This is a genomic window from Enterococcus sp. AZ188 (assembly GCF_050544075.1).
In the GTDB taxonomy this organism is placed as follows: Bacteria; Bacillota; Bacilli; order Lactobacillales; family Enterococcaceae; genus Enterococcus_D; species Enterococcus_D entomosocium.
On sequence record NZ_CP172943.1, the window covers coordinates 1,183,189 to 1,206,983 of the forward strand.

A 23,795-nucleotide genomic window follows, 5' to 3' on the forward strand; every position below is an offset into this window, starting at 1 on the left:
GGAATGGAACATTTATGACAGTATTTGAATTGACACAATTGCCAGACATCTGGCAGGAAAAATGGCAGGCGGCAGGGTATCACGCACCGTCCTTGATACAAGAGAAAACCTTTGGCCCTTTAAAAGATGGTGAGTCTGTCATTGGAGTCTCACCGACCGGTTCTGGTAAAACTTTGGCGTACCTCTTGCCACTGTTAACAAAAGTCGAGGCAAAGCAAGGCAATCAGTTGCTGATTTTGACTTCTTCACAAGAATTAGCGATGCAAGTCACAGAAGTGGCCCGGGAATGGGCCCAAGCCATTGGTTTGACCGTTCTGCCGCTAATTGGTGGCGCAAGTACAAAACGCCAAGTGGAAAGACTGAAAGACAAGCCCGAGGTCTTGATTGGCACCCCAGGCCGAGTGTTAGAATTGATCAAAGCAAAAAAAATCAAGACCCAGCAGTTGCAATCGTTGGTATTAGATGAGGTTGACCAATTATTGAAAGAAGGGGCCTTCACACTGGCTGCCAAGATCAATCAAACATTGCCAAAACAAATCCAGCGTAGTTTCTTTTCAGCAACCGCTAACGAAGTGATTGATGAGATTCGACCATTGGTGACAAAAGAGCCGCTGATCATTGATGTTACCCAAGAAGATCAGAGCAAAGGCGTGATCCATCACTACTATTTGAATTATCCGCAACGACGAATCGTGGATGCTTTAAGGCGCTTTGCTCATTTACCAAGCTTTCAAGCCTTGGTTTTCTTCAATGAATTAAGCGCAATGGGAAATGCAGAAGAAAAACTGCTGTTTCACGGCTTGCCGGTGGCATCATTAGCATCTGACCAAAACAAACTTGCCCGAAAAGGCGCACTGGAGAGCTTCCGTCAAGGAAAACTAGTAGAATTATTGACGACCGATGTCGCCTCTCGCGGCTTAGATGTGGTGGATTTGCCTTATGTCATCAATACGGAAGTCCCGTTAGAAAAAGAATCCTATCTGCACCGGGCAGGACGTGTTGGACGAATGGGCAAAGAAGGAACCGTCGTCACGATCGTTCAAGACCATTCGTTGAAGGATTTGAAAAAAATCGCGAATCAATTGTCCATAGAACTCAAGGAAGTCTATCTGCATGGGGGACAATTACACACAGAAGCACCTGTTATCGAAAAGGAAAGCAAGAAAGAAACGAAAATAGTAAGTGTGCAGAAAATTTCCAAGAAACCATCTGAAAAATTACACACTCCTGTTAAAAAGACCAAGAAAAAGACGAAAAAGCAAAAAGACAAAGGAAAAAGACGCCATTGAGTGTCTTTTTGTGTTACCATTAACGTTGTTTATTATTAGTGTGTAAAAAAATGAGGAGGCTATCGAATGAATTCGCGAAAAGAAGAGATTTTTCAAACGATCGAACTGCATAAGCAAGGGTTGACCGCAGTTGACGTCGCTAAAATCTTACAAATCGATCGCAGCAATGCAAGCCGTTATCTCAGTGAGCTTTATAAAGAAAAGAAAATCGGCAAACGTTCCGGCCGTCCGGTCGTTTATGAGCCATTAGAAGAAACGGTGCATGTGGATGTTTCCTCTGAAGTGAGTTTTGAAAGTCTTGTTGGGGTTCAAGCTTCTTTAAAAGTAAGTATCCAGCAAGCCAAAGCAGCAATTTTATATCCGCCTAGAGGACTCCATACCATTATTTTTGGAGAGACAGGTACCGGTAAATCCTTATTTGCCGAATGTATGTATCACTTTGCGGTTGAATCAAATATGTTAGAAAAAGATGCTCCTTTCGTATCGTTTAATTGTGCGGATTATGCACAAAATCCGCAGTTGTTGTTTGGTCACATCTTTGGCATCAAAAAAGGGGCCTACACAGGTGCTGCAGAAGATAGTCCAGGACTTATGGCAAAAGCCGATGGCGGCATATTGTTCTTGGATGAGATCCATCGACTGCCGCCAGAAGGCCAAGAAATGCTCTTTACCTTCATTGACAAAGGGATCTACCGCCCATTAGGGGAAAGCAACCAAGTTCATGAAGCCGCCGTGCAGATCATTGGTGCCACCACTGAATCATCAGAAACCTTTTTGACAACCTTCAATCGGCGAATTCCCATGGCTATTACTTTGCCAAATGTGGAAAGTCGTTCGCTAGATGAACGGTATGAAATCATTTCCTTGTTTATCAAGCAAGAGGCGACCCGTCTAAATCAGCGGATCGATGTCGAGCGAGATGCGATATTGGCCTTTATGCTCTATGATGCAGAAGGCAACATCGGTCAAATCAAGCGAGACCTGAAACTCGTCTGTGCGAAGGCATTCTTACATTATCGGACCTATGGGAAAAAACACCTCCTGATTCGAAAAGGCGATTGCTCACTGCAAGTTCAAAAAGGGCTGTTGAAGATCAAAGAAATGTCAGAACGCTTGGATCGGTTTTTAGATGGCAAAGGCGACTTTCTGAGTTTCGAACCCGGCGACCCAGATGTTGTCTGGTCTCGTGATCCGCAACGGAATATGCAGGTGTACAATGAGATCGAAGAAAAAGTCAGCACACTGATTGAAACCGGTGTAGCCAATGTTGATTTAGAAAACTTGATCTCTAAGGATGTGGATGCCTACTTTGAAAAATATGTCGAAGAATTGATCCAAAACCCTGTTCATAAAGAGTTGATTCCAGAAGACATTTGGAAACTGACCAATGTTCTTTATGACTTGGCAGGTCAGAGGTTAGATCGAACTTATAGTGAAAAAGCCCGTTTTGCCTTTGCGTTGCATTTGCAAAGTACGCTGGAACGTGTTAAAGAGGGACATATGATCGTTCATCCGGATTTGAACACGATTAGAAAAAACTTAAAATCCGAATTTCAAGTGGCAATGGATTTATCGACGATCATTGAAGAGGAACGTCATGTCGAGATCCCATTTGATGAAATCGGCTTTATCAGTATGTTTTTAGCGATTCAAGTCAAACAGCCTTCGCCATTGCCCCTTGAAAAAATCGAGATCATTGTCTTGATGCATGGCAAGGCAACTGCCAGCAGTATGCTGGAGACAGCCCAAGAGCTGCTGGAGACCGACCATGGCAAGGCAATGAATATGTCTTTGGATATGGAAGTCGGGCAAATGTATGACCAGCTGTTGAATTATATCAATGAAAACAAAGAGAAGATGAGCAATGGCTTATTGCTTTTAACCGATATGGGCTCCCTCAATTCCTTTGCGAATTTGATTTCCGAAGAGACGGGGATTCGTACGAAAGCTATTTCGATGGTCAGCACGATGATTGTTTTAGAAGCTTTGCGGATGGCAGAGAGTGGGCGCAGTTTAGAAGATATCTACCAAAACATTCAGCGTTCTTTTGAAACCATCGTACAAGAACAGTTCCGTACGGTTCGTGAAGCAAAAGGAAATAAAAAGGCAGTCATCGTTACTTGCTTTACTGGGGAAGGTGTCGCTGCCAAACTTTATCAACGAATTTATCCCGTCGTCGATCAATCAAAAGTCGAGATCATCCAAATGCAATTTATTGAAAAAGAAACCTTCAAAAAACATATTGACGGCTTGCTAGAAGAATATGAGATCAAAGCTATTGCCGGCACCGTCGAGATCGATTATCAAAACATTCCGTTTTTCTCCGCCTATGATGTTTTTGATGACAATCGCTTGAATGTGCTAAAACGAATCGCTTCAGATGAAGTGCCGATCGAAAAGATCGTGCGTTCATTGGAAAATACGATAACTCATGTTGGGTCCGTCTATCATCTGATCGAAAGTCTGCAACGAATCGTTCATCAGATTCAAAATCAATTGCATGTGATTGTAGAACCAACCGTCGATGCAGGATTAGTCATTCATTTAGCCTTTTTGGTAGAAAGTTTATTGAAGAAGGAGCCTTCCCGTACTTTCGTCAACTTAGCTACTTTCCAAAAACGGTACCGAATTGAAATGGATGTTTTACGAACCCATTTATTACAAATTGAAAAAAATTATCAAATCAAATTTTCTGAAGATGAGATCGCCTATTTAACCCAAATGTTTTTAGAAAACAAAATCAAAAATTATGATGAATCCGCACACAATTTTAGTGTGTAATGAAAAAACTGCGAGTGTGTAAACGAGAAATTGGTTCAGACCATTGATAAATAAAGGTCTGAACTTATTTTTTTTTGGCACACTTTTTGCTTTATAGTAAAGTGTAACTTACAACAGAAAGGAGCAGATGCGCGATGGCGAAAAAAACGATTATGCTGGTTTGTTCAGCAGGAATGAGTACCAGTCTATTGGTGACAAAAATGCAAAAAGCAGCCGAAGCTAAAGGAATGGAAGCAGATATCTTTGCTGTTTCAGCTTCAGAAGCCGACCAACATTTGGAGTCAAAACCAGTCGATGTTCTATTGTTAGGACCACAAGTACGTTTCATGAAATCACAATTTGAACAAAAATTAGCACCAAAAGGCATTCCTTTGGACGTGATCAACATGGCAGACTATGGCATGATGAACGGCGAAAAAGTATTGCAACAAGCAGAAACATTAATGAACTAAGATTTTTTAGGATCGAAGTGTAAGGAGGATTTTTAAAGATGGATGAGCAAAATTTGGAAGCCATTATGGGATTGATCATGTATGGTGGTAATGCAAAAAGTGACGCAATGGAAGCAATCGCGGCAGCAAAAGAAGGGAACTTCGAATTAGCTGACCAAAAAATCAAAGATGCTGAAGCATCTCTTGTGGAAGCGCATCATTCGCAAACAGGATTGTTGACACAAGAAGCGCAAGGCAATCATATGACCGTGACATTGTTGACCGTGCATTCACAAGATCACCTAATGACGTCAATCGCATTTACCGATTTAGCGAAAGAAATCATTGATGTCTATCGACGTCTAAATAACGAATAATCTTTGAACGGATAGAAGTAGTTATTGTCGATGAATCAAAAAATCTTCTTTGACGAATAGAACTTATAGGAGGAATTAAGAATGGATGGATTAACAAGTTGGATGGAGAGACACATTCTCCCGGTTGCAGCTAAGATTGGTGCGCAAAAGCATTTGGTTGCCTTGCGGGATGCTTTTATCGGAATGATGCCAGCAACGATGGCTGGGGCAATTGCAGTATTACTGAACGCCTTCATGCGTGATTTTCCAAACACTTATCTTGGTGCGGACAATGCAATCACGAAATTTTTCACGCCAGTGATCGCAGTCAATGGTTTAGTTTGGACAGGTACCTTAGCAATTATGGCGGTTATCTTCTCAGCTTCATTCGGTTATAATTTAGCGAAGGCTTACAATGTTGATGCACTATCAGGTGCGTTGGTCTCTTTAGCAGCATTTATTATGGGTATTCCACAATCTGCTTCTCTTTCTTTAGCGTTAGAAGAAGCACTACCAGCAAACGTGGTAGACATGATCAACAGTACAAGTGCTACATCAGGATTTGCAGCAGATGGTTCAACGATCAGCGCTGCAGGCTGGGGCTACTTCCCATTTAGCGCCTATATGGGTGGCTCTGGATTGTTCACGGCAATCATCTTTGGTTTCGTTTCAGTTATTATCTTTGCAAAATTGATGCAAAAAAATATTATTATCAAAATGCCAGATTCAGTGCCACCAGCAGTTTCCCGTGCCTTTGCAGCGATTATCCCTGGGATTGCCGGACTATATGCTTCAGGTTTGATTTACTATCTATTTGAACGCTTTGTCGGTATGCCGATAATTGACTGGATCTCCGAATCGATCCAAAAACCATTATTGGGTCTCTCTCAAGGGTACTTTGCCGTATTTATCATTGTTTTACTTGTCCATGTCTTGTGGTTCTTTGGATTACATGGAACAAATATCATGGGACCTGTTCTACAATCGATCTACGGTGTGGCAATGGTTGAAAATACTAATGCTTATCAATTAGGGGAAGCTGTTCCTTATAAATGGGTAGCAGGTTCATTCGAAGCATTTGTTTGGCCTGGTGGAGCAGGTGTGACTTTAATGCTCTTGATCGCAATCTTGCTATTCTCTAAACGTGCCGACTATAAGACAGTTGGTAAACTAGGGATTGGACCTGGTTTGTTCAATATCAATGAACCAGTAATGTTTGGTCTACCAATCGTGTTAAACCCATTGTTTATCATTCCATTTATTGTTGCACCGTTAGTTACAGCAACGATTGCTTACTTTGCAACAACTTTAGGGTTAGTTGCACCAGTTGTGGTAAATGTGATTTGGGTAATGCCAACGATCCTAAGCGGCTTCTTAGCTACCGGTGGAGACTGGCGTGCGATCATCTTGACAATTATTAATTTGGCTGTAGCTTTATTGATCTGGGCACCATTTATTATTGCTGCCAACAAAATCAATCCAGCAGACCAAGAGAACTAATCAAATAAACTAGATGGGTGGCTTCACCCATCTAGCTATCTTTTTTAGGAGGAGAAAAAATGATTATTGTAAATTCCGCGATGCAACAAGACAACATCAAAGCATTACTTGAGTCTTTGACAGAAGGTGAGATCAAGTATACCTTTAAAGAAAAAAAAGGGATTCAGTTGATTTTTGAAACAACGGCAGAAGACAAAGAAAAAGCAGCGAAACTTGCCAAAGACGCAATCAAAAATACTGATTGGGGTCGAGTACTATACTTTAACGTCGTTAGTCAATAGTGAGGTGATATCATGTTTAAAAATGGATTGTTTTTTATAAGCATCGGTAGTATGTTATTTATATACAGCGCTAACGCGCAGTCAGGTGAATACCACTGGGTGAATCTCATCACGTCAGTCATTCTAATGGCTATTGGAGGAATCATGGCTTCAATTGGACACAAACGCAACAAGAAAGACAAGGAGGCGCAAGATGGAAATCACTAAAAAAATGAATGTACCCGCTGACTTTTTATATAAGACGATCATCGATTCCGTTTTACATGATATTAAACAAGCGACAGATCAAACACTTACTGAAGAGCAATTAGAAGGATACAGCTATCTTAAACAGTTTTATAAAGATAGTAATGCCACCATAACAATCGAAACGGTCAAGAAGAATCAAGCCTATGTGTTCCAAACGGCGACGAAAAAAAATACCTTCCGTGTACACTATCAGATCGAAGCGATAGACGAGTCGCAGTGCAACTTGCATTATGAAGAAAAAATGACTTCTGAAGGCATGATTCAGCAATTAAATGACATGCTCTTAGGTACGATTCTAGGATATTTCAAACGCAAGCAATTTAAAAAAATGTTGAGTATGATGGAAGAAGCATATTAAGGGGTCGACTGACGCCTTTTTTGCGTTTCTTGCGTGTTTTCAAGTAGAGGAGATGAAGGAATGACAGATGTCAAAAAAATGACCGAATTTGGTTCGCAAGAAGTACTGGACTTGGTTTCTTATGCCTTTCAGTGGGAATTGAATGAAACAAATATCAAGCGCTATCGCAAGCTTGCGGAAAATTCTTGGAATTATGGTTCCTACGATGGGAATGGAAAATTGGCGAGCCAAATCATGGCAACGATTTTTGATGTGAACTTTCATGGAACGAGTTATCCGATGGCAGGGATCGGTTTTGTGGCTTCGTATCCAGAGTATCGCAGCCAAGGTCGGATCGATCGGATCATGAAACAAATCATTAAGGACTGCTATGAACAAAAAATCGTTCTTTCCTATCTGGCACCTTTCTCCTTTGCTTTTTATCGCAGATATGGGTATGAGTATACTTTTGAACGGACGGTTTATGAAGTCGATGCGCATCAATGGCCCGATGGCAAGAAAGTGAATGGAACGATTCAACGCATGAATTGGGAGGAAGCACAGCCGATCATTCACGAGATTTATCATCAATTGCCGCGCCATCAAAAGGGCGGACTGATTCGCCAACCCTGGTGGGAAGAAATCAAGTTTGTTTTGCGCCGACCGTATACGTTTGCGATTTATCGCAATGAAGCAGGGGTCCCTGAAGGCTACTTGATTTACTTTATCGAGGGAGGACGTTTCGATATTCAAGAGTGGGGCTATTTGACTGCGAATGCTTACCAAGGATTTAATCGGTTTATCGTCTCCCATGCAGATTCAGTAGCACAGATTAACTATCGACCAGGGTTTGATGGGGAAGTCCTACAAGCAAACGCGGCCAAACCATTGTCTCACTACCAAGTGCGCCCGGACATGATGGCGCGCGTCATCGATGTGGAAGGGTTTCTAAAAAGTTATCCATTTACGATGAAAAAAGCTGGTCGTTTTGCCATAGAAATTCAAGGGGATGAATATGCCCCATGGAATAATGGGTGTTATGAAGTGACAATCGAAAACGCTCAGCATCAGGTCACGAAAACGACGGCCACCAAGCTGCCAAAAGCAACCTTGTCGATTCAGCGTTTTGTGCAGCTGTTCTTGCAGGCACAATCCCTCGATTCTCTGGTCTTTTTCCAGCAAATGGAAACGGACCAGGAAGCTGCAGTGTTGATTCAGGAAAACTTGCCAACAGGAAAACCACTATTGGAAGACTATTTCTAAGCCAATCGACACAGACGCATTCACTTTCTAACAAAAAAAGATTCCTTAAAAATAAGGAATCTTTTTCTTCAAAAAACGTTCCCTGCCGGAATCGAACCAGCAACTAATCCTTAGGAGGGACTTGTTATATCCATTTAACTAAGGGAACACAATAGCTATATTTTACCTGTTATTCGTGTTTCTCGCAAGATGAGAAGGAAAAGAAAGGAAGAAAAACATGGTCAAACGATTGATAAGTGCAAACTATAGTGAAATCAAAGAAATGTCGGCGCAAGAATTGAAACAATCCATTAAAGCGAGCGAAGGACGAGTAATCATCTGTGAAACGGTGGTTCAAACCATGCCGCAAGCTGGCGATATCACCAACGCAGAAGTCGCGGCAGCTTTTGGGGCTGACTTAATTTTGTTGAATGGGTTTGATTGTTATCGCCCAGCTATTTTTGGGATGCCTGGTATCACATTGGAGCAGCTGCTTGATCCTAAACAACCGATTGAAAACCCGATTCCTCAACTAAAACAACTGATTGGACGACCTGTCGGCATCAATCTTGAGCCGATCCCAGCTACGACGGAGATGATGAGTGAAAAGATCAGCATCAGTCAAGGCCGAACAAGTTCGGTTGACACCATCAAAAAAGCCCAAGAACTCGGGGTGGACTTTCTCTGCTTTACAGGCAATCCTGGAACAGGTGTGACCAACCGAGAAATCGCTAAAGCAGTAAAATTGGCAAAAGAACATTTCTCTGGGTTGATCATCGCTGGAAAAATGCACAGTGCCGGCTCAGATGAGCCTGTGGTTGATCGAGAAGCCATCATTTCTTACGCTGAAGCTGGGGCAGATATTTTGTTACTGCCTTCCGTTGGCTCGATTCAAGGCTTTCTAGAAAAGGATCTGATTGAAGCTGTTCAAATTGCCAAACAATATGACTTATTGACGATGTCAGCGATCGGAACGAGTCAAGAAAGCGCACGTCCAGAAACGTTGCGGCAATTAGCCATTATCAACAAAACCTGTGGGGTCGATCTGCAGCATATCGGTGATGCCGGCTATGGCGGCATGGCACCGACCGAAAATATTTTCGAAACATCGGTTGCAATTAGAGGCATGCGCCATACGATCAATCGTGTCGGGCGTTCAATTAATCGTTAAATCAGAAAAAATTACTAGCGAAGGAAAACGAAGAATCGTTCTGCTTCGCTTTTTGCGTTTTTTTCGCTAAGTTAGAAAGAAAGGAGGAAACACAAAATGAAACAAGCATTGATCATTTACGGAGGATGGGAAGGACACGCCCCAAAAGAAACCAGTCAGTTTTACCAAACGTTGCTGGAGTCAGAAGGATATCAGGTGACACTCGCCTCAGATTTTGAACCTCTCTATCATAAAGAAGAATTAAAAAGGCTGGATCTGTTGATCATGAATTGGACGCGTGGAGAATTACCTGATGAGCCGCTGCAAAATGTCACTCAGGCTGTAGCAGAAGGAGTAGGATTAGCAGGAGTTCATGGCGGCTTTGCTTCGGCTTTTCAAGCCAGTAAAGGCTGGTTGTTTCTGACTGGAGGCTGTTTTTTGGCACATCCTGGCGGCTTGGAAACGACCTATAGCATCGATCTTACGACAAATCACTATATTACGGCAAATACGCAATCGATCCCTCAGTTGACGACGGAGCAATACTATTGCTTGGTTGATCCAGCCGTCACTGTGTTAGCTACCTCAACATTTGCCGCTAAAGATCATCCGAATGCAGCTAACCAAGAAGTCATACTGCCAATGATGTGGATCAAAAAATGGGGCAAGGGCAGAGTCTTTTTCCAATCCGTTGGACACAGTCTAAAAGAGCTGAAAGAGCCGACCATTCAGACTTGGACCAAACGAGGCTTTCTATGGGCCACCAGAAATACATTGGCTGATCCGCTGAAAAATAGCCAGTATAGTGAGTCATCAGAAAAACGAATGAGGAAATAAACGCGTGCAATCGTTTTACTTTATGGAAGAAAATAAGCATGGTACACTTTATTTGTATTTGATTAAGCAGGAGGTAATGTGGAATGGGAAAATTTGGAAAAAGTTTTTTATCGCAGGTAATATCTGACGGAATCAAAGGACCATTTGTCACGATCATGCTCAATACGCATGTCGGCCACCAGAATGTCGAAAAGGATCAAATCAAATTTAAGAACTTTGCCAAAGATGCGAAGCGCCGCTTTGAAAAGAAATACCCAGAACATTCTTGGGATCTTTTTCAAACGAAAATTGATGAACTGCTTGCAGATCAATCATTTTGGCGCAACAGTACAACAAGTGTGGCGGTGATTATCACCCCAGAAGAGGTACTGGTCCATCGGTTAAGTATTCGTGTGGATGATCAATATTACGTAGGGGAAACCCCTTATGTATTAGCTGTCATCAAAAATGCACAATTTAATTACCCATTTTATCTCTTAGCGTTGAATCGCGATTCAATGCAAGTCTATCAAGTTGAAAACAATCAAGTGCGTGAAGTCGAGTTGCCAGAAGAGGCACCGACGACGATTGAAAAAGCGCTGGGGGAAGAAGTCACTGGTGGTGGTAACTTTAATTACAGTGCTCAAGGTGGCCCTAACTCAGGGGGAGAAGGCGTTGCTTATCACGGCTTTAGTGCCAAAGATGAAGAAGTCGAGATCGATCACGTCAACTACTACCAAGCAGTTGATGCATTTTTCAAGAATGATTTTTCAAATGAAGAGCATTTACCAATGTATCTGTTTGCATTACCAGAAAATCAAACGCTGTTTAAAAAAGTGGCAAAAACCAACTTTTTCAAAGCAGATCCAAGTATTTCTTCTTCACCAGCGTCGTTATCTTTGAAAGAGATCCAAACGTGTACGCAAAAGCTGATTGCGGAGTTGACACAAAAAGAAGTTGGGGAATACGGCAAGCTGTTGGATCGAAAATTTATTGACCAATTGGTTGATATCGTGCCTGCAGCCAAAGAAGGCCGGATCGCCAATCTGTTTGTGGCTACCTCAAATCTCGCCGATGGGTTTGGAGAAGATCCTGATACAGAGTATGATCGTCGCCAAGTGTTAAATACGCTGGCAATCGATGTTTTAGAAAACGGCGGTGAGGTATCTATCTTGGAACAAAAAGATGCCCCTGGAGAAAAAAGTTTGACGGCGATTTTGCGTTACTAAACGCAGTTGCGACATTCGTAAATAAATCGTTTCCAAAAAAGAGAAGACTGTTGCAGATCTTTAATGCAGCAGTCTTTTTGCGAATCATAAAAAATTTAAGGCGTTTTCATTTTTTTTGATTTTCTATTAGTCATAATGAAGATAATGTGCTATAATACAAAGTGTAGTTTTTGTTACGGTAAATTATGGTAGCTTGTTTCATCTTAAACATCTTCCACATTTTCACCTTATACAAGTAATTGCAAAATATGTGTATAAACACAAGGAGGATTTTTATTATGGAAACAGGTACAGTTAAATGGTTTAACTCAGACAAAGGTTTTGGATTCATCACTGCAGAAAACGGTAACGATGTATTCGTTCATTTCTCAGCTATCCAAGGCGAAGGCTTCAAAACTTTAGAAGAAGGTCAAGCAGTGACTTTCGATATCGAAGACGGACAACGTGGCCCTCAAGCGACTAACGTTAACAAAGCATAATTAGTGAATGCCTTTTAAGAGCAGCTTAGCTGCTCTTTTTTTGTGCGCGAGATAGTTGCTTGCAGACAAAGGAGTTGTTATACTCTTAAAAAAAGGAGGCACATTTATGGGATTGAATGAATTTATTCTCGGATTGGCTAATTTAGAGAAGATCCAACGAGCGCCGGGTTTTTTTAAGTTTACTGAGCACAGTGTAGCTGCTCATTCATTTCGAGTAACGATGATTGCCCAGACCTTAGCTGATATCGAAGAAAAGGCGGGGAATCAAGTCAATTGGCAAATTCTCTACGAAAAAGCCTTGAATCATGATTACACTGAACGTTTCATCGGTGATATCAAAACGCCGGTCAAATATGCGAACAAAGAATTGCGGGCAATGTTATCAACCGTTGAAGAAAAAATGACCGATGCCTTCATCGAAGAAGAAATTCCAGGAAGCTTTCAAGCAACGTATCGCAGACGCTTAGCGGATGGCAAAGACAACAGCCTTGAAGGGCAGCTATTAGCAATTGCGGATAAGATCGATCTTTTGTATGAATCTTTTGAAGAGATCTCAAAAAGCAACCCAGATAAAGTATACAAAGAAATGTTTCGAGAGGCCGTTTTAACCGTCAAAGAGTTTCAGCATCGTCCGTGTGTCACTTATTTCTTTGAAGCCATTTTTCCAGAGTTACTAAATGCAGATTTTTATGGCAAGACTGCTTTTCTAGAAGAAATCGCGGCTTTGGTGGAAAAATAACCCAAACGAAAAAACGAAAAATCAAGAAATGATCCATCTCAAGGGCTTCAATGAAACAAGTGAGGGGATCAGGTTTGATTTTTCGTTTTTTTGTTGGATTAAAGCAAAGATTCTGCTCCATCAATATAGACTTCCGTTCCAGAAATATTGCCGGCAGCCTCTGAAGATAGAAAAAGCACAAGGTTGGCGACTTGTTCTGGCACGCCTGTTTCTTGCTTTAATGGTCGAGAACGTTCTGGATATTTGACGGGGATCTCAACGCGAGCAACCTCTTCTTCAATTTCTGTGCTGGCATCGATATTCGTCGCGATCGCCCCAGGGCAGATGGCATTGACCCGAATATTATAACCAGAAAGTTCCAGCGCAGCCATTTTTGTAAAGGCGACTTGACCTGCCTTAGACGTACTGTAAGCAGTCGCACCAAAATTGCTGAAGATGCGGTTTCCATTGACTGAACTCGTAATGACAATGCTGCCACCGTTCGTTTTCATAAAGGGAATGGCTGCTTTGACGGTAATAAAGGTACTACGTAAGTTTGTGTTGATCGTCTGATCCCATTCTGCCACTGTCAGCTCTTCGATCGGTGTCCAGGTACCGTTGATGCCGGCATTGACATGGAGTACATCGAGACCGCCTAGTTCTTCTACAAGACCACTTATTGCTTCTTGCAGCTTATCCGCTTCAGTGACGTCAACAGCTCGATAATGGGCTTGTGCTTGATAGTCAGCAAGAAACTCCTGCAGCTCTTCTTCGTTGCGATCAATTAACCCAACAAGTGCGCCCTGTGCTAGAAATTGTTCTGCCACCGCTTTTCCAATCCCTGAAGCAGCCCCCGTTACAATCACTCGTTTGTTTTTGAAATCATTCATTTTTTTCGCCTCCTTACAGTAAATTATAAAAAAGATCCCTTTTTTTGTCGAAAAAAGCGATCAGCGAACAGCAACAAACTTCTTCAGCTAGGAAACGCCAATGGTTGGTTTTCTAATTTTACCTCCCGAGAACCCTCTTATCTAGTGGGAAAACAGATGTAATCGCCATTGATTTTGTAGTATAATGCAGACAGTGTGCAAGGAGGAATACAATGAAACCCATATACGCTGTGGTGGATCTTGAAACAACAGGAACCGATTCGACGATTGATCGAATTATTCAATTTGGCTGTGTCTTAGTCCAAGATGGCAAGATCATCAATCGTTTTGCCGCAGATATCAACCCTGACCGCAGAATTTCTAAGCAAATTCAACGATTGACACACATCACAAACCAACAAGTAAGCAAAGCGCCATATTTCGAAGACGTAGCTGATACGATCTATAACTTACTCAGCAACACGATTTTTGTGGCGCATAATATTTATTTTGATTATCATTTTTTAAGCAATGAATTTGTGCGTTGCGGGCTACCGCCTTTATCACTTCCCGGAATCGATACGGTGGAATTGGCGCAAGTGTTTCTACCAACAGAAAGCAGCTTTCGTTTAGGCGATCTGGCAGATAGCATCGGCTTTCGTCATGATAACCCGCATCAAGCTGATAGTGATGCAGAAGTGACCGCAGCTTTATTTTTGTATATCGAAGCGATCATGCGAGAACTGCCCCGAACGACCCTTAAACAAATTGCGCTTTTAAGCGGTCAAATGGGCATGCAAACGAGTGACTATATCCATGGAATCTTAAAAGAAAAAGGCCCAGAGTTGGCAGAAGATTTAGAAGTGATCGACGGTATCGTCTTGCGGAAAAAGACCGTCCCGCTTTTTGAATCTACGCATTTTCAAGAAACGTATCCGAAAGTTAAAACGGAAAAAGAACAGCGCTTTGGCCAGCACTTAGTCTATCGGAAACAACAAGCACGCTTGATGAATGCAGTGTATACGCATTACACCCAGCCAGAGAAAAATCTGATCATTGAAGCAGAAACAGGCATGGGGAAAACCATTGGTTACTTGTTTCCAGCCGCCTATTTAGTGACACCAGAAAATCCGTTGATCGTTAGTACCTCTTCAATTCTATTGCAAAATCAAATCATCAACAAAGACATTCCTTTGGTAAACCAAGTACTGCAGCAACCTTTGCAAGCAGTTTTGGTCAAAAGTCATCGTCATTACATTGATTTGCAGCGTTTTAAAGCGACCCTTGATCAACCGATAGAGCAAAAGCAATATGCGCAATACCAAATGGGGATCTTAGTTTGGCTGACTAAAACAGAAACGGGGGATTTCGATGAATTGAACTTGGTTCGACTTGATCATCCTTTATTTACCGACATCCGCCATCGCGGCGTTGCTTTTTTAGCCAAAGATCAACCCTTCTATGAACAAGATTTTGTTCGACATTTATATAAGCGGATGGCGCAAAGCAATGTTTTGATCGTCAACCATGCCTTTTTGATGCAGGAAAACCGGCGAGCGCAGCCACTGTTGCCAACGAGTGATTACTTATTGATTGATGAAGCCCAACAGTTGCCGCAGCAAGCAGAAGGCTTTAGTCAACATGTCTTTGACTCTGCTCACTTCAAGCGGCAGTTTTTACAGCTAAATGAAGAAGGGCTATTTGAAGAAATTGCCCAAATCATTACCGAGGATGACTTTCTGCAACGGATGTTCTCGTTGTATCGAAACGCGTTGTCGATCTTGGTCGAAACACAAGAACAGTATTTTCGCAGTTTGTCGATCGATGCGCCAGAGCTACAAGTCGTGCACCATGACGACCTCTATGATGGCACGTTAGAACAAGACAAGCTGCATCAGAAATTGAGCCTTTACTATCAAGAAATCAATGAGATCCAACAACAGTTGCGTCAGCGATTCGAGTTGACCAATGATCGGTGGTATGCAAGACAACGAATCGTGATTGCTCGTTTGTTTGATTTCTTTGGTCAAATGGAAACCCAGGAACAAACGGTGACCGCATGGTTGACTTGGTGGCATCCTCGTTACGTTCATTGGTTGAAAAAGCATCCCCAGTCAGGAAATGCTGTGATTGAATTAGCTGATCTAGAAGGGCATTCGATCGTGGAAAGCACGTGGTATCAACGCTATCAGCACATCATTTATCTTGGGGGGACATTGAAGATTCCAGGAAATAAAGAATATTTTGCCCATCAGATTGGCTTGACCGATGTGCCAGTCAAAACGATTCCCGCTTTTTATGACTACAGCAAACAAACTCGACTCTATGTAGTTAAAAAAGGACTCTCGATCCAACAAGCATCAGCTGCCGAATACGCGGATTATTTAGTCGAAGCGTTAGTCCCAATTTTGTTTGACAATCCGCAACCAGCGCTTGTGTTGTTTACGGCGCACGAAACTTTGAAAAATGTCTATGATCGATTGAATAAAAAAGCCCTGCATTACGGCAGAGAAATCGTTGCTCAAGGAACTGGCGGAACCCGTGAGAAAATCTTAAAGAAATTTTTATTAGCGGAAAATGGCATCTTATTAGGGACTAGCAGTTTTTGGGAAGGGGTCGACCTACCAGGTCAGGCCTTGAAGATCGCTGTGGTGACTCGCTTACCTTTTGAGAATCCTAAGCAACCTATGGTCCAAGCACGGCATGCCTTCTTGGAAGCAGAAGGCATCGATTCTTTCAAAGAAGATGCCTTACCTAAAGCGATTCTACGGCTACGCCAAGCGTTGGGGCGCTTGATCCGTTCTGAAGAGGATACAGGCGTGATGGTCGTCCTTGATCGACGCTTGTTATCAACGAAGTATGGCAAACGGATGGTCAAAGGTCTACCTAAAAACTTACCTCTGATTGAAGCTAGTCCAACCGAAATTGCCGAAGATATTCAACATTTTTTTGCGCAAGAGGAAAAAGCGGCGGTTGATTTTGAAAAATGAGTCGAACATCTGATATAATGAGTTTTATTTAAGATTGGAGTACGAAGTGTGAAAACAAAAGACAAAGAACATCGGCGAGTGATTATTTTGCTGAGTGCGATCACGGTTTTACTGGTCGTTATTCTCTTCGCTTCTATTTTCTATCTCCGTTCTTCTCGTCCAATGCGGCAAGCAAGAAACGAAGCGATCGAAATAGCAGAAAGATACACCGATTTAGCAGAGGTCGAACAATTTTATTGGTTCACCCGTGAGGAAACATCTTTTAGCATTGTTGGAAAAGATACGAATAACAATGAGATCGTCGTGATCATTCCTAAAAGCGGCGAAAAGGTTTCCGTTTTTAATCAAGGGGATGGATTGACGGAAGCACAGGCCAAGGCCTTCGTTCGCGACAACCATCAAGGGCAGGAAATCCAAAAAGCAGCATTGGGTATTTTTAAAGGCGAGCCCGCTTGGGAAGTCATGACTAAAGACGACCAAGGCCGCTTGAACTATTATTTGATTGGTTTCAAAGATGGAGAAGAAATCAAAGCGGTCACTGAACTATAAAAAGGCGCTTTTGATAGACAGAAATTTGGATCGTAGGAAGGATGATAAACATGGTACTTTCAAAAAGAGCAGAAAAATTAGAACCCTCCGCTACGTTAGCGGCATCTGCTAAGGCAAAAGCATTAGCAGACCAAGGTGTAGACGTATTAAGTCTAACCGTCGGTGAGCCCGACTTTATTACCCCGAAGAACATTCGCCAAGCAGCGATTGCAGCGATTGAGAGCGGCAAAGCTAGTTTTTATACAGCAACTGCTGGGATTCCAGAGCTAAAACAGGCGATTCTTGCTTATATGAAAGAGTTTTATGGTGCTGACTATGATTCAAACCAAGTGATCGTGACAGATGGCGCGAAATTTGCTTTGTATACGTTGTTTCAAGCGCTTCTTGATGAAGAGGATGAAGTACTTATTCCAGTTCCTTACTGGGTCAGTTATGCGGAACAAGTCCGTTTAGCAGAAGGGACACCTGTGTTTGTTGAAGCTAAGCAATCAGCAGATTTTAAAGTTTCTGTTGCTCAATTAGAAGCCGCTCGTACAGAGCAAACGAAAGCCATCATTTTAAACTCGCCTGCCAACCCAACAGGGGCGATATACTCAAAAGAAGAATTAACGGCAATCGGCAACTGGGCAGTGGAAAATAATATTTGGATCATAGCGGATGATATCTATGGTCGTTTGGTTTATAACGGCAATACCTTTACATCAATCGCTAGTCTATCAGAAGAGATCCGCAAACAAACCATCGTGATCAACGGCGTTTCTAAAACCTATTCTATGACTGGGTGGCGGATCGGATTTGCTGTCGGCGATGCAAAAATCATCAAAGCGATGGTCGATATCGCTTCCCAAGCTACCAGCAACCCGCCGGCTGCTAGCCAATACGCTGCAGTTGAGGCACTGACTGGTAATCAAGAATCGATCGAAGTGATGCGTCAGGCCTTCGAAGAACGCTTGAACAAACTATATCCGCTAATTGCCGCTATTCCTGGTTTTCAGGTGACGAAACCCCAAGGCGCTTTTTACTTGTTCCCAAATGTCAAAGAAGCCATGACAATGTGCGGCTATCAAACCATTGATGCCTTCGTAGAAGCTTTACTAATGGAAGCCCACGTGGCAGTAGTGACTGGTGCTGGTTTTGGCACACCGGATTATTTACGGATCAGCTATGCAACTGATTGGGACACGTTAGCGGAAGCTACCAAACGAATCCATGATTTTGTTGAAAAGAAGCGCCAAAAAGCTTAAAATGCTCTATGGTGCCTTTATTAATTAGATAGGAGAGAATCAAGTGGAATCTATTCAAATTTTAGATGCAAAAAAACACGTTGGCGAAACCGTTCAAATCGGAGCATGGGTTGCTAACAAACGTTCTAGCGGCAAGATCGCCTTCTTACAACTTCGCGACGGAACAGCGTATTTCCAAGGAATCGTTGTAAAAAGTGAAGTAGGTGAGGAAGTTTTCCAATTAGCGAAAAATTTAAATCAGGAAACTGCCGTACTGGTCACTGGGGAAATCAGGGAAGACAGCCGCTCAAAATTTGGCTATGAAATTGGCATTTCTGGTTTAGAAGTTGTTGGGGAAAGCCATGATTACCCAATCACACCAAAAGAACACGGAACAGATTTCTTGATGGACCATCGTCATTTATGGTTGCGTTCCTCAAAACAACACGCCATCATGCAAATCAGAAACGAAATCATCCGGGCAACGTATGAATTCTTCAACAAGAATGGCTTCATCAAAATCGATCCACCGATCCTAACCGGATCAGCACCAGAAGGAACGACCGATTTATTTGAAACCAACTATTTCGATCAAAAAGCATATCTATCTCAGTCCGGTCAATTGTACATGGAAGCTGCCGCTATGGCGTTTGGCAAAGTCTTTTCTTTTGGACCAACCTTCCGTGCCGAAAAATCAAAGACACGTCGTCACTTGATTGAATTTTGGATGATTGAACCAGAAATGGCCTTTATGCACCAAGAAGAAAGTTTAGAAGTCCAAGAGCAGTACGTGGCATTCTTAGTGCAAAATGTGCTCGATAACTGTGACTATGCGTTAGACGTCTTAGGTCGTGACCGTGAAGTCTTGAAAAAATACACCAAATTACCATTCCCACGAATCTCTTACGATGATGCAGTGGAATTATTACAAAAGAACGGCTTTGATGATATTCAATGGGGCGATGACTTTGGCTCACCACATGAGACCTTTATTGCCAATTCATTCGATCAGCCCGTCTTTATCTTAAACTATCCAAAAGCCATCAAACCTTTCTATATGAAGCCACATCCAACGAGAGAAGATGTCGTGATCTGTGCCGATATGATCGCACCAGAAGGCTATGGCGAGATCATAGGTGGTTCTGAACGTGCCATCGATCATGAATACCTCCTAGAGCAAATCCGCGCCCACGGCTTAGACGAAAACGAATACTCATGGTATTTAGACCTACGCAAGTACGGCTCAGTTCCTCACACCGGCTTTGGACTTGGACTAGAACGGACCGTTACCTGGTTATCAGGAATCGAGCACGTAAGAGAATCCATTCCGTTTCCACGGTTGTTGAATCGGATTTATCCGTAAAAAGATAGAAAGCCAGACTAACTGTCAGTGCTGTATTTATTTACTTCTTATTCAGAAAGACAAAGGGAGCTAAAAGTAAAAGAGGAAGCCCAATATTAATGGCTTCCTCTTTTTTTAGCTTCTAGTTCTCTTATTTTTAGGCTTTGATGTTTTCTTTAATTTTTTGAATAATTGGTAGAGTAAGTATATTACCACAAGAGCTATACTAATGAATTTGATAAAAAGCGAAATTGAGAATAAAGTAGAAGGTTGATAACCAACAATCACGGTATTTTTTTGATGATTGTTTGAGAGAATCAAACTCCCGATTTCCGAAAGTGTGTAATCTTCACTAGATAACATTTCTCCGTTTAATTCTACGTAACTATTGTTATAGATTATAACAGGTAGCAGGATGTTTTCTTCATCACTTTGATTACTATCCCAAGTTAGTTTTAATTCTGACTTCGCTGTAACTTCTTTATTTAAGTTGAGATCGTTATGAAGAATTTCTTTAGAGTATGCTGAATAACCATTTTGCAAGTTTGTGTTTGTAGGTAAGTAATCGGATGTTGGTTTTTGACTGACAGTAAATGCTTTTGATAAATCTGAATCACTCAGTGCCGCACGTACTTTATTTTCATCATCCTCAAGTATTTCCGCTGCTCGAGTGTCTCCAGATAAAGGTTCACTTGAATTCCATCGTCTAGCTTGGTTTTCGATAAGTTGCCAACCATTTGTTGTACTCAATAGTGCTATTACACTTAGAGAAATCAAGGATGCTTTTTTAAAGTGTATGTTTTTGACCATTTGAATGCCACGATCGATGGTAATCCCAAAACCAAGAACTAATAATACTAGAGGAATTGAGGCTAGTCTGCGTAAGAATTGAATAGAAAGCAAACTTGGGAACCAGTCAGTTAAATGATTCCAAGGAAAGTATTTTGATGAAACAATTAAAAAAAGTAGGCCAGTAACATTTATAACTTTTTCTAATGTGGTAAGCTCTTTCCATTGACTGATGGTAACAACGAGTTGTATAAGAAAAAGAGTAGATAATATTAGTCCAAAATTGTTATAATCCATTGCGCCCGTAGATAGAAAGGTTCCACCACCGTATAGATCCCTTGCGACTAAAGGCATAATTAAAGTATTACTTTGAACTTCAAGCATCGCAACAAATGTGTTCATTGACAAACAGATTGCAATTATCACAGCTAACATAGCATTGATTAACATCACTATTTTATTCTGAGCTCGATAAAATCCAATACAGAAAAAAGGAATGATAGCTATGACAGCTAAGAACGCAGTAAAGACATGGATTGATAACAGAAGTGCGATTACACCACCGAATAATAGTGGTTGAATTGGGTTTCTCGGGTTTTGAACCATCTTCACTGCAGGGATAAAAGCAAAAGGCAAGAATGCTGCACCTACTCCAGTAAAACCTTGTGTAGTGGACCACCAAATAACTAAGGGAGTACCCATATAAATTATACCGCAAAATAGAGAGACGTTCTCGCTGATGCGTGCCGACTTAGCCAATAAATACATTGAAAATCCTGCACTGAAAAAGCATAGGAAATTCAATATTAATTGGAAATGAAACCAACTTTTTACAAGAGATAAAATTGCTCCTGCAAAATAAGCGAAATCTGCACCATACATTGCATTGATTATTCTGCCTGATTGATTAAACCCAAAAAGTGATTGAAAATAATTGTAATGACCTGTTTGAATTTGCATTGATGTTTCATAATACCGATTCATATGAAATAACCAATCATTCGCCACTATAAGTGAGCGTTGAAATATTTGCGGAGATAAGAAAAAGATAGCAAAAATAATAATTATTGATAAGCTTTTTATGTTCTTTGATTTGACTTGCATGTTACTTCCTTTCAAATATCTTATTTATTAAATCATGTTTATACTAACACAAGAGAATTTTGTCTACAATAAATTCGGAAAAATGATAAAGAAATGGTAGGTTAAAAATCAAAAGAATATGTCGGTTTTATTACAATTATTTTCTTTTCCGATATTATCGGTTAAAATAGATACTAGTGTGAAAAAAGAGGTATATTATGTCATATTTAACAGTTGAATCATTATCGAAATCTTTTTATTTACAATGTGTCAAGCAAGTATCACGATTTTCATATAAAAAACAGGATAAAGTTGTTTTTATGTTAAGTTTTCCAAGTACTAGCAGTTATATTCTTGAAAAACTCTATAAGCATTATGAAGACCGTTTAGTGGTTTGTTATACGCCAAATTCTAGAGAGGTAGCTAAGAAGTATAAGGAAAAAGGATGCCGAATTATTAATCTGAACTCTTTCGACGCTGTGTTGAGACGAGTGGTACCAGAATTAAAAAAGGCGAAAGTCATTATTTGTGACAATTATTTTGCTGTTTTGGGAGGGATTAACTTTTCAAATGACGTGAAAATAATACAAATTTGGCACGCAAATGGTGCGATTAAAAAGTTTGGATTTGAAGCTGAGTATGTAAGGAGAATGACTCAAATTGATAAAAAGAGATACCAGCAAGTATATAATCAATTTACCCACTATGTGGTAAGTTCTCAACATATGGCTAATATTTTTGCGAGCAGTTACCACAGTTCAATAAATACGTTACCTTTTGGTTATCCATTAACAGATATTTATTTTGATAATAATCATAAAAAAGAAGTACTTAAACGTTTGAAAGAAGATAATCCGAAGGGAAAGAAAATAGTACTTTATGTACCAACATATCGTGAAGAGAAGATGAATAATCCACTTGACTTTACCTATATGGAAAAAAAATTAGGTGATGAATGGATTCTAATCGTTCATCCTCACCCACATGATAAAGAACTATATTTAAAATTATCTTCATTGTCGTCACATAATGAGCCTTTGAGTAAATGGTCACTATCAGATTTATTGTTTGTTACAGATTGTTTGGTTACAGACTATTCTTCAGTTCCATTTGAATATTCATTAGCTAACCCGATGGGCAGAGTTGTCTACTATTGCTTTGATTATAAAGAGTATGATCACCTAGTAGGAATTCAAGATGATGCATTTGACGAGAACAATCTTGTCATAGAAGATTCGACTGAAGCTTTATTAAAAAAAATACTTGCTTTTGATGAGTTTGATTGTAAGGCTTTTAATAGAAAGTGGAACTCATTCGTAAATGGAACAGCAGCTAAACAATTAATAGATTGGATCGATAAGCAATATGAAAACTGATGTTATTATGGGAATACCAGTAGATTCGTTGACAAAAGAGGATGTGCTGAAAGATGTAACCTTTTCCTTGAATAATGGGAAAAAGATGTCAATAATCAGTGTTAATCCACAAATTGTGTCTGAATCAAATAAGTATCCTGAGATAGTAGAGTTTATTAAACAGGGCACGCATCGGATTCCAGACGGTATTGGAATTGTTCTGGTCTCTAGGATAAAAAAAGGGAATATTCGAGCGCGTCTAGCTGGTTTTGATATTATGATGGAACTATTACAGTATGCTAACGAGAAAAAGAAAAGCATTTTTTTGTATGGTGCGCATTCAGAAGTATTGAAGGATGCATTGCGGAATATACGAGTATCATACCCTGATTTGCAGATATTAGGTAGTATTGATGGCTATACTAATCTTACGGAAAGGGAAGTCGTCGAAGAAATCAACAAAAAGAATCCAGATTTTCTTTTTGTTGCGCTAGGTTTTCCTCGCCAAGAGTTGTTTTTGGCAAGAAACATTAACATCTTAAATGCCACAGTTTTTCAAGATATTGGTGGGAGCTTAGATGTGATAAGTGGTCATGCGAAAAGGGCACCCAATTTTTTTATTAAATGGCACTTAGAGTGGCTTTATCGTTCATTAAGTTCTCCAAAAAGAATAGGAAGAATTTTTCAATTGCCAGTTTTTTTAATTAAAAGCTTAGGATGGAATAGTAAAAAATAGA

Annotated in this window: 22 protein-coding genes and 1 tRNA gene; 20 read left to right on the forward strand and 3 right to left on the reverse strand. The window is 40.8% G+C overall.

Annotated elements, in window-relative coordinates; genetic code table 11:
• The first annotated feature begins 14 nt into the window (after positions 1 to 14).
• From IGI86_RS05545 to IGI86_RS05585, 9 genes are all read left to right on the forward strand, one after another.
• On the forward strand, positions 15 to 1,289 hold the full coding sequence (locus tag IGI86_RS05545; RefSeq protein WP_430617788.1) for a DEAD/DEAH box helicase: 1,275 nt from the start codon (positions 15 to 17) through the stop codon (positions 1,287 to 1,289).
• A 66-nt stretch (positions 1,290 to 1,355) separates the two neighbouring features.
• The gene (locus tag IGI86_RS05550; protein WP_016613177.1) at positions 1,356 to 4,070 is read left to right on the forward strand and encodes a sigma 54-interacting transcriptional regulator; all 2,715 of its coding nucleotides are present in this window, start codon (positions 1,356 to 1,358) and stop codon (positions 4,068 to 4,070) included.
• Between the two features lie 134 nt (positions 4,071 to 4,204).
• Entirely contained in the window at positions 4,205 to 4,522 is a 318-nt protein-coding gene (locus IGI86_RS05555) for a PTS sugar transporter subunit IIB (protein ID WP_005229471.1), read from the forward strand.
• 38 nt (positions 4,523 to 4,560) lie between these two features.
• Positions 4,561 to 4,878 carry a PTS lactose/cellobiose transporter subunit IIA gene (locus tag IGI86_RS05560; protein WP_005236949.1) on the forward strand — a complete coding sequence of 106 codons (318 nt, stop codon included), beginning with the start codon at positions 4,561 to 4,563 and terminating at the stop codon, positions 4,876 to 4,878.
• A gap of 81 nt (positions 4,879 to 4,959) precedes the next feature.
• Complete coding sequence (locus tag IGI86_RS05565; RefSeq protein ID WP_005236948.1) at positions 4,960 to 6,357, forward strand: PTS sugar transporter subunit IIC; 1,398 nt, start codon at positions 4,960 to 4,962, stop codon at positions 6,355 to 6,357.
• A gap of 59 nt (positions 6,358 to 6,416) precedes the next feature.
• Positions 6,417 to 6,638 (forward strand): hypothetical protein, encoded by a 222-nt coding sequence (locus IGI86_RS05570; protein WP_005236947.1) that lies wholly within the window; start codon positions 6,417 to 6,419, stop codon positions 6,636 to 6,638.
• 12 nt (positions 6,639 to 6,650) lie between these two features.
• Complete coding sequence (locus tag IGI86_RS05575) at positions 6,651 to 6,845, forward strand: hypothetical protein (RefSeq protein ID WP_005236946.1); 195 nt, start codon at positions 6,651 to 6,653, stop codon at positions 6,843 to 6,845.
• Complete coding sequence (locus tag IGI86_RS05580; protein WP_430617789.1) at positions 6,832 to 7,245, forward strand: DUF3284 domain-containing protein; 414 nt, start codon at positions 6,832 to 6,834, stop codon at positions 7,243 to 7,245. Before IGI86_RS05575 ends, IGI86_RS05580 begins: the two co-directional genes overlap by 14 nt.
• A 60-nt stretch (positions 7,246 to 7,305) precedes the next feature.
• Positions 7,306 to 8,487, forward strand: coding sequence for a GNAT family N-acetyltransferase (locus IGI86_RS05585; RefSeq protein WP_430601520.1), 1,182 nt, complete (start codon positions 7,306 to 7,308; stop codon positions 8,485 to 8,487).
• Positions 8,488 to 8,563: 76 nt separating this feature from the next.
• Here the strand turns inward: IGI86_RS05585 and IGI86_RS05590 are convergent.
• Positions 8,564 to 8,635 (reverse strand) — tRNA-Arg (locus IGI86_RS05590).
• A gap of 69 nt (positions 8,636 to 8,704) precedes the next feature.
• Between IGI86_RS05590 and IGI86_RS05595 the strand changes: the two genes are divergently transcribed.
• The 5 genes from IGI86_RS05595 to IGI86_RS05615 all read left to right on the forward strand — a co-directional run bounded on the left by IGI86_RS05595 (position 8,705) and on the right by IGI86_RS05615 (position 12,879).
• Positions 8,705 to 9,637, forward strand: a complete 933-nt coding sequence (locus tag IGI86_RS05595) for a haloacid dehalogenase-like hydrolase (RefSeq protein ID WP_430601521.1) — start codon at positions 8,705 to 8,707, stop codon at positions 9,635 to 9,637.
• 96 nt (positions 9,638 to 9,733) lie between these two features.
• Positions 9,734 to 10,453: a ThuA domain-containing protein gene (locus tag IGI86_RS05600; protein WP_008381144.1), complete on the forward strand. Its 720-nt coding sequence runs from the start codon at positions 9,734 to 9,736 to the stop codon at positions 10,451 to 10,453.
• 83 nt (positions 10,454 to 10,536) lie between these two features.
• Positions 10,537 to 11,661 (forward strand): hypothetical protein, encoded by a 1,125-nt coding sequence (locus IGI86_RS05605; RefSeq protein WP_008381145.1) that lies wholly within the window; start codon positions 10,537 to 10,539, stop codon positions 11,659 to 11,661.
• Between the two features lie 278 nt (positions 11,662 to 11,939).
• Entirely contained in the window at positions 11,940 to 12,140 is a 201-nt protein-coding gene (locus tag IGI86_RS05610) for a cold-shock protein (RefSeq protein WP_003126918.1), read from the forward strand.
• A 106-nt stretch (positions 12,141 to 12,246) separates the two neighbouring features.
• Complete coding sequence (locus IGI86_RS05615) at positions 12,247 to 12,879, forward strand: YfbR-like 5'-deoxynucleotidase (protein ID WP_008381147.1); 633 nt, start codon at positions 12,247 to 12,249, stop codon at positions 12,877 to 12,879.
• Positions 12,880 to 12,977: 98 nt separating this feature from the next.
• Here IGI86_RS05615 and IGI86_RS05620 read toward each other — a convergent pair whose 3' ends face one another.
• Positions 12,978 to 13,748: an SDR family oxidoreductase gene (locus tag IGI86_RS05620; RefSeq protein ID WP_008381149.1), complete on the reverse strand. Its 771-nt coding sequence runs from the start codon at positions 13,746 to 13,748 to the stop codon at positions 12,978 to 12,980.
• A gap of 212 nt (positions 13,749 to 13,960) precedes the next feature.
• Between IGI86_RS05620 and IGI86_RS05625 the strand changes: the two genes are divergently transcribed.
• The 4 genes from IGI86_RS05625 to asnS are packed head-to-tail and all read left to right on the forward strand — an operon-like array spanning position 13,961 to position 19,852.
• Complete coding sequence (locus tag IGI86_RS05625) at positions 13,961 to 16,717, forward strand: helicase C-terminal domain-containing protein (protein ID WP_008381153.1); 2,757 nt, start codon at positions 13,961 to 13,963, stop codon at positions 16,715 to 16,717.
• 48 nt (positions 16,718 to 16,765) lie between these two features.
• The gene (locus IGI86_RS05630; protein WP_005236934.1) at positions 16,766 to 17,266 is read left to right on the forward strand and encodes a DUF5590 domain-containing protein; all 501 of its coding nucleotides are present in this window, start codon (positions 16,766 to 16,768) and stop codon (positions 17,264 to 17,266) included.
• Between the two features lie 50 nt (positions 17,267 to 17,316).
• The gene (locus tag IGI86_RS05635) at positions 17,317 to 18,510 is read left to right on the forward strand and encodes a pyridoxal phosphate-dependent aminotransferase (RefSeq protein ID WP_008381156.1); all 1,194 of its coding nucleotides are present in this window, start codon (positions 17,317 to 17,319) and stop codon (positions 18,508 to 18,510) included.
• A 43-nt stretch (positions 18,511 to 18,553) separates the two neighbouring features.
• Complete coding sequence (gene asnS / locus IGI86_RS05640) at positions 18,554 to 19,852, forward strand: asparagine--tRNA ligase (RefSeq protein ID WP_005236932.1); 1,299 nt, start codon at positions 18,554 to 18,556, stop codon at positions 19,850 to 19,852.
• A 114-nt stretch (positions 19,853 to 19,966) separates the two neighbouring features.
• On the opposite strand, the gene IGI86_RS05645 is transcribed toward asnS, so the two are convergent.
• The gene (locus IGI86_RS05645) at positions 19,967 to 21,724 is read right to left on the reverse strand and encodes a hypothetical protein (protein ID WP_005236931.1); all 1,758 of its coding nucleotides are present in this window, start codon (positions 21,722 to 21,724) and stop codon (positions 19,967 to 19,969) included.
• A gap of 197 nt (positions 21,725 to 21,921) precedes the next feature.
• Between IGI86_RS05645 and IGI86_RS05650 the strand changes: the two genes are divergently transcribed.
• On the forward strand, positions 21,922 to 23,079 hold the full coding sequence (locus IGI86_RS05650) for a CDP-glycerol glycerophosphotransferase family protein (protein WP_005236930.1): 1,158 nt from the start codon (positions 21,922 to 21,924) through the stop codon (positions 23,077 to 23,079).
• On the forward strand, positions 23,069 to 23,794 hold the full coding sequence (locus IGI86_RS05655; RefSeq protein WP_016613193.1) for a WecB/TagA/CpsF family glycosyltransferase: 726 nt from the start codon (positions 23,069 to 23,071) through the stop codon (positions 23,792 to 23,794). The genes IGI86_RS05650 and IGI86_RS05655 overlap by 11 nt, the downstream gene beginning before the upstream one ends.
• Position 23,795: the final 1 nt, after the last annotated feature.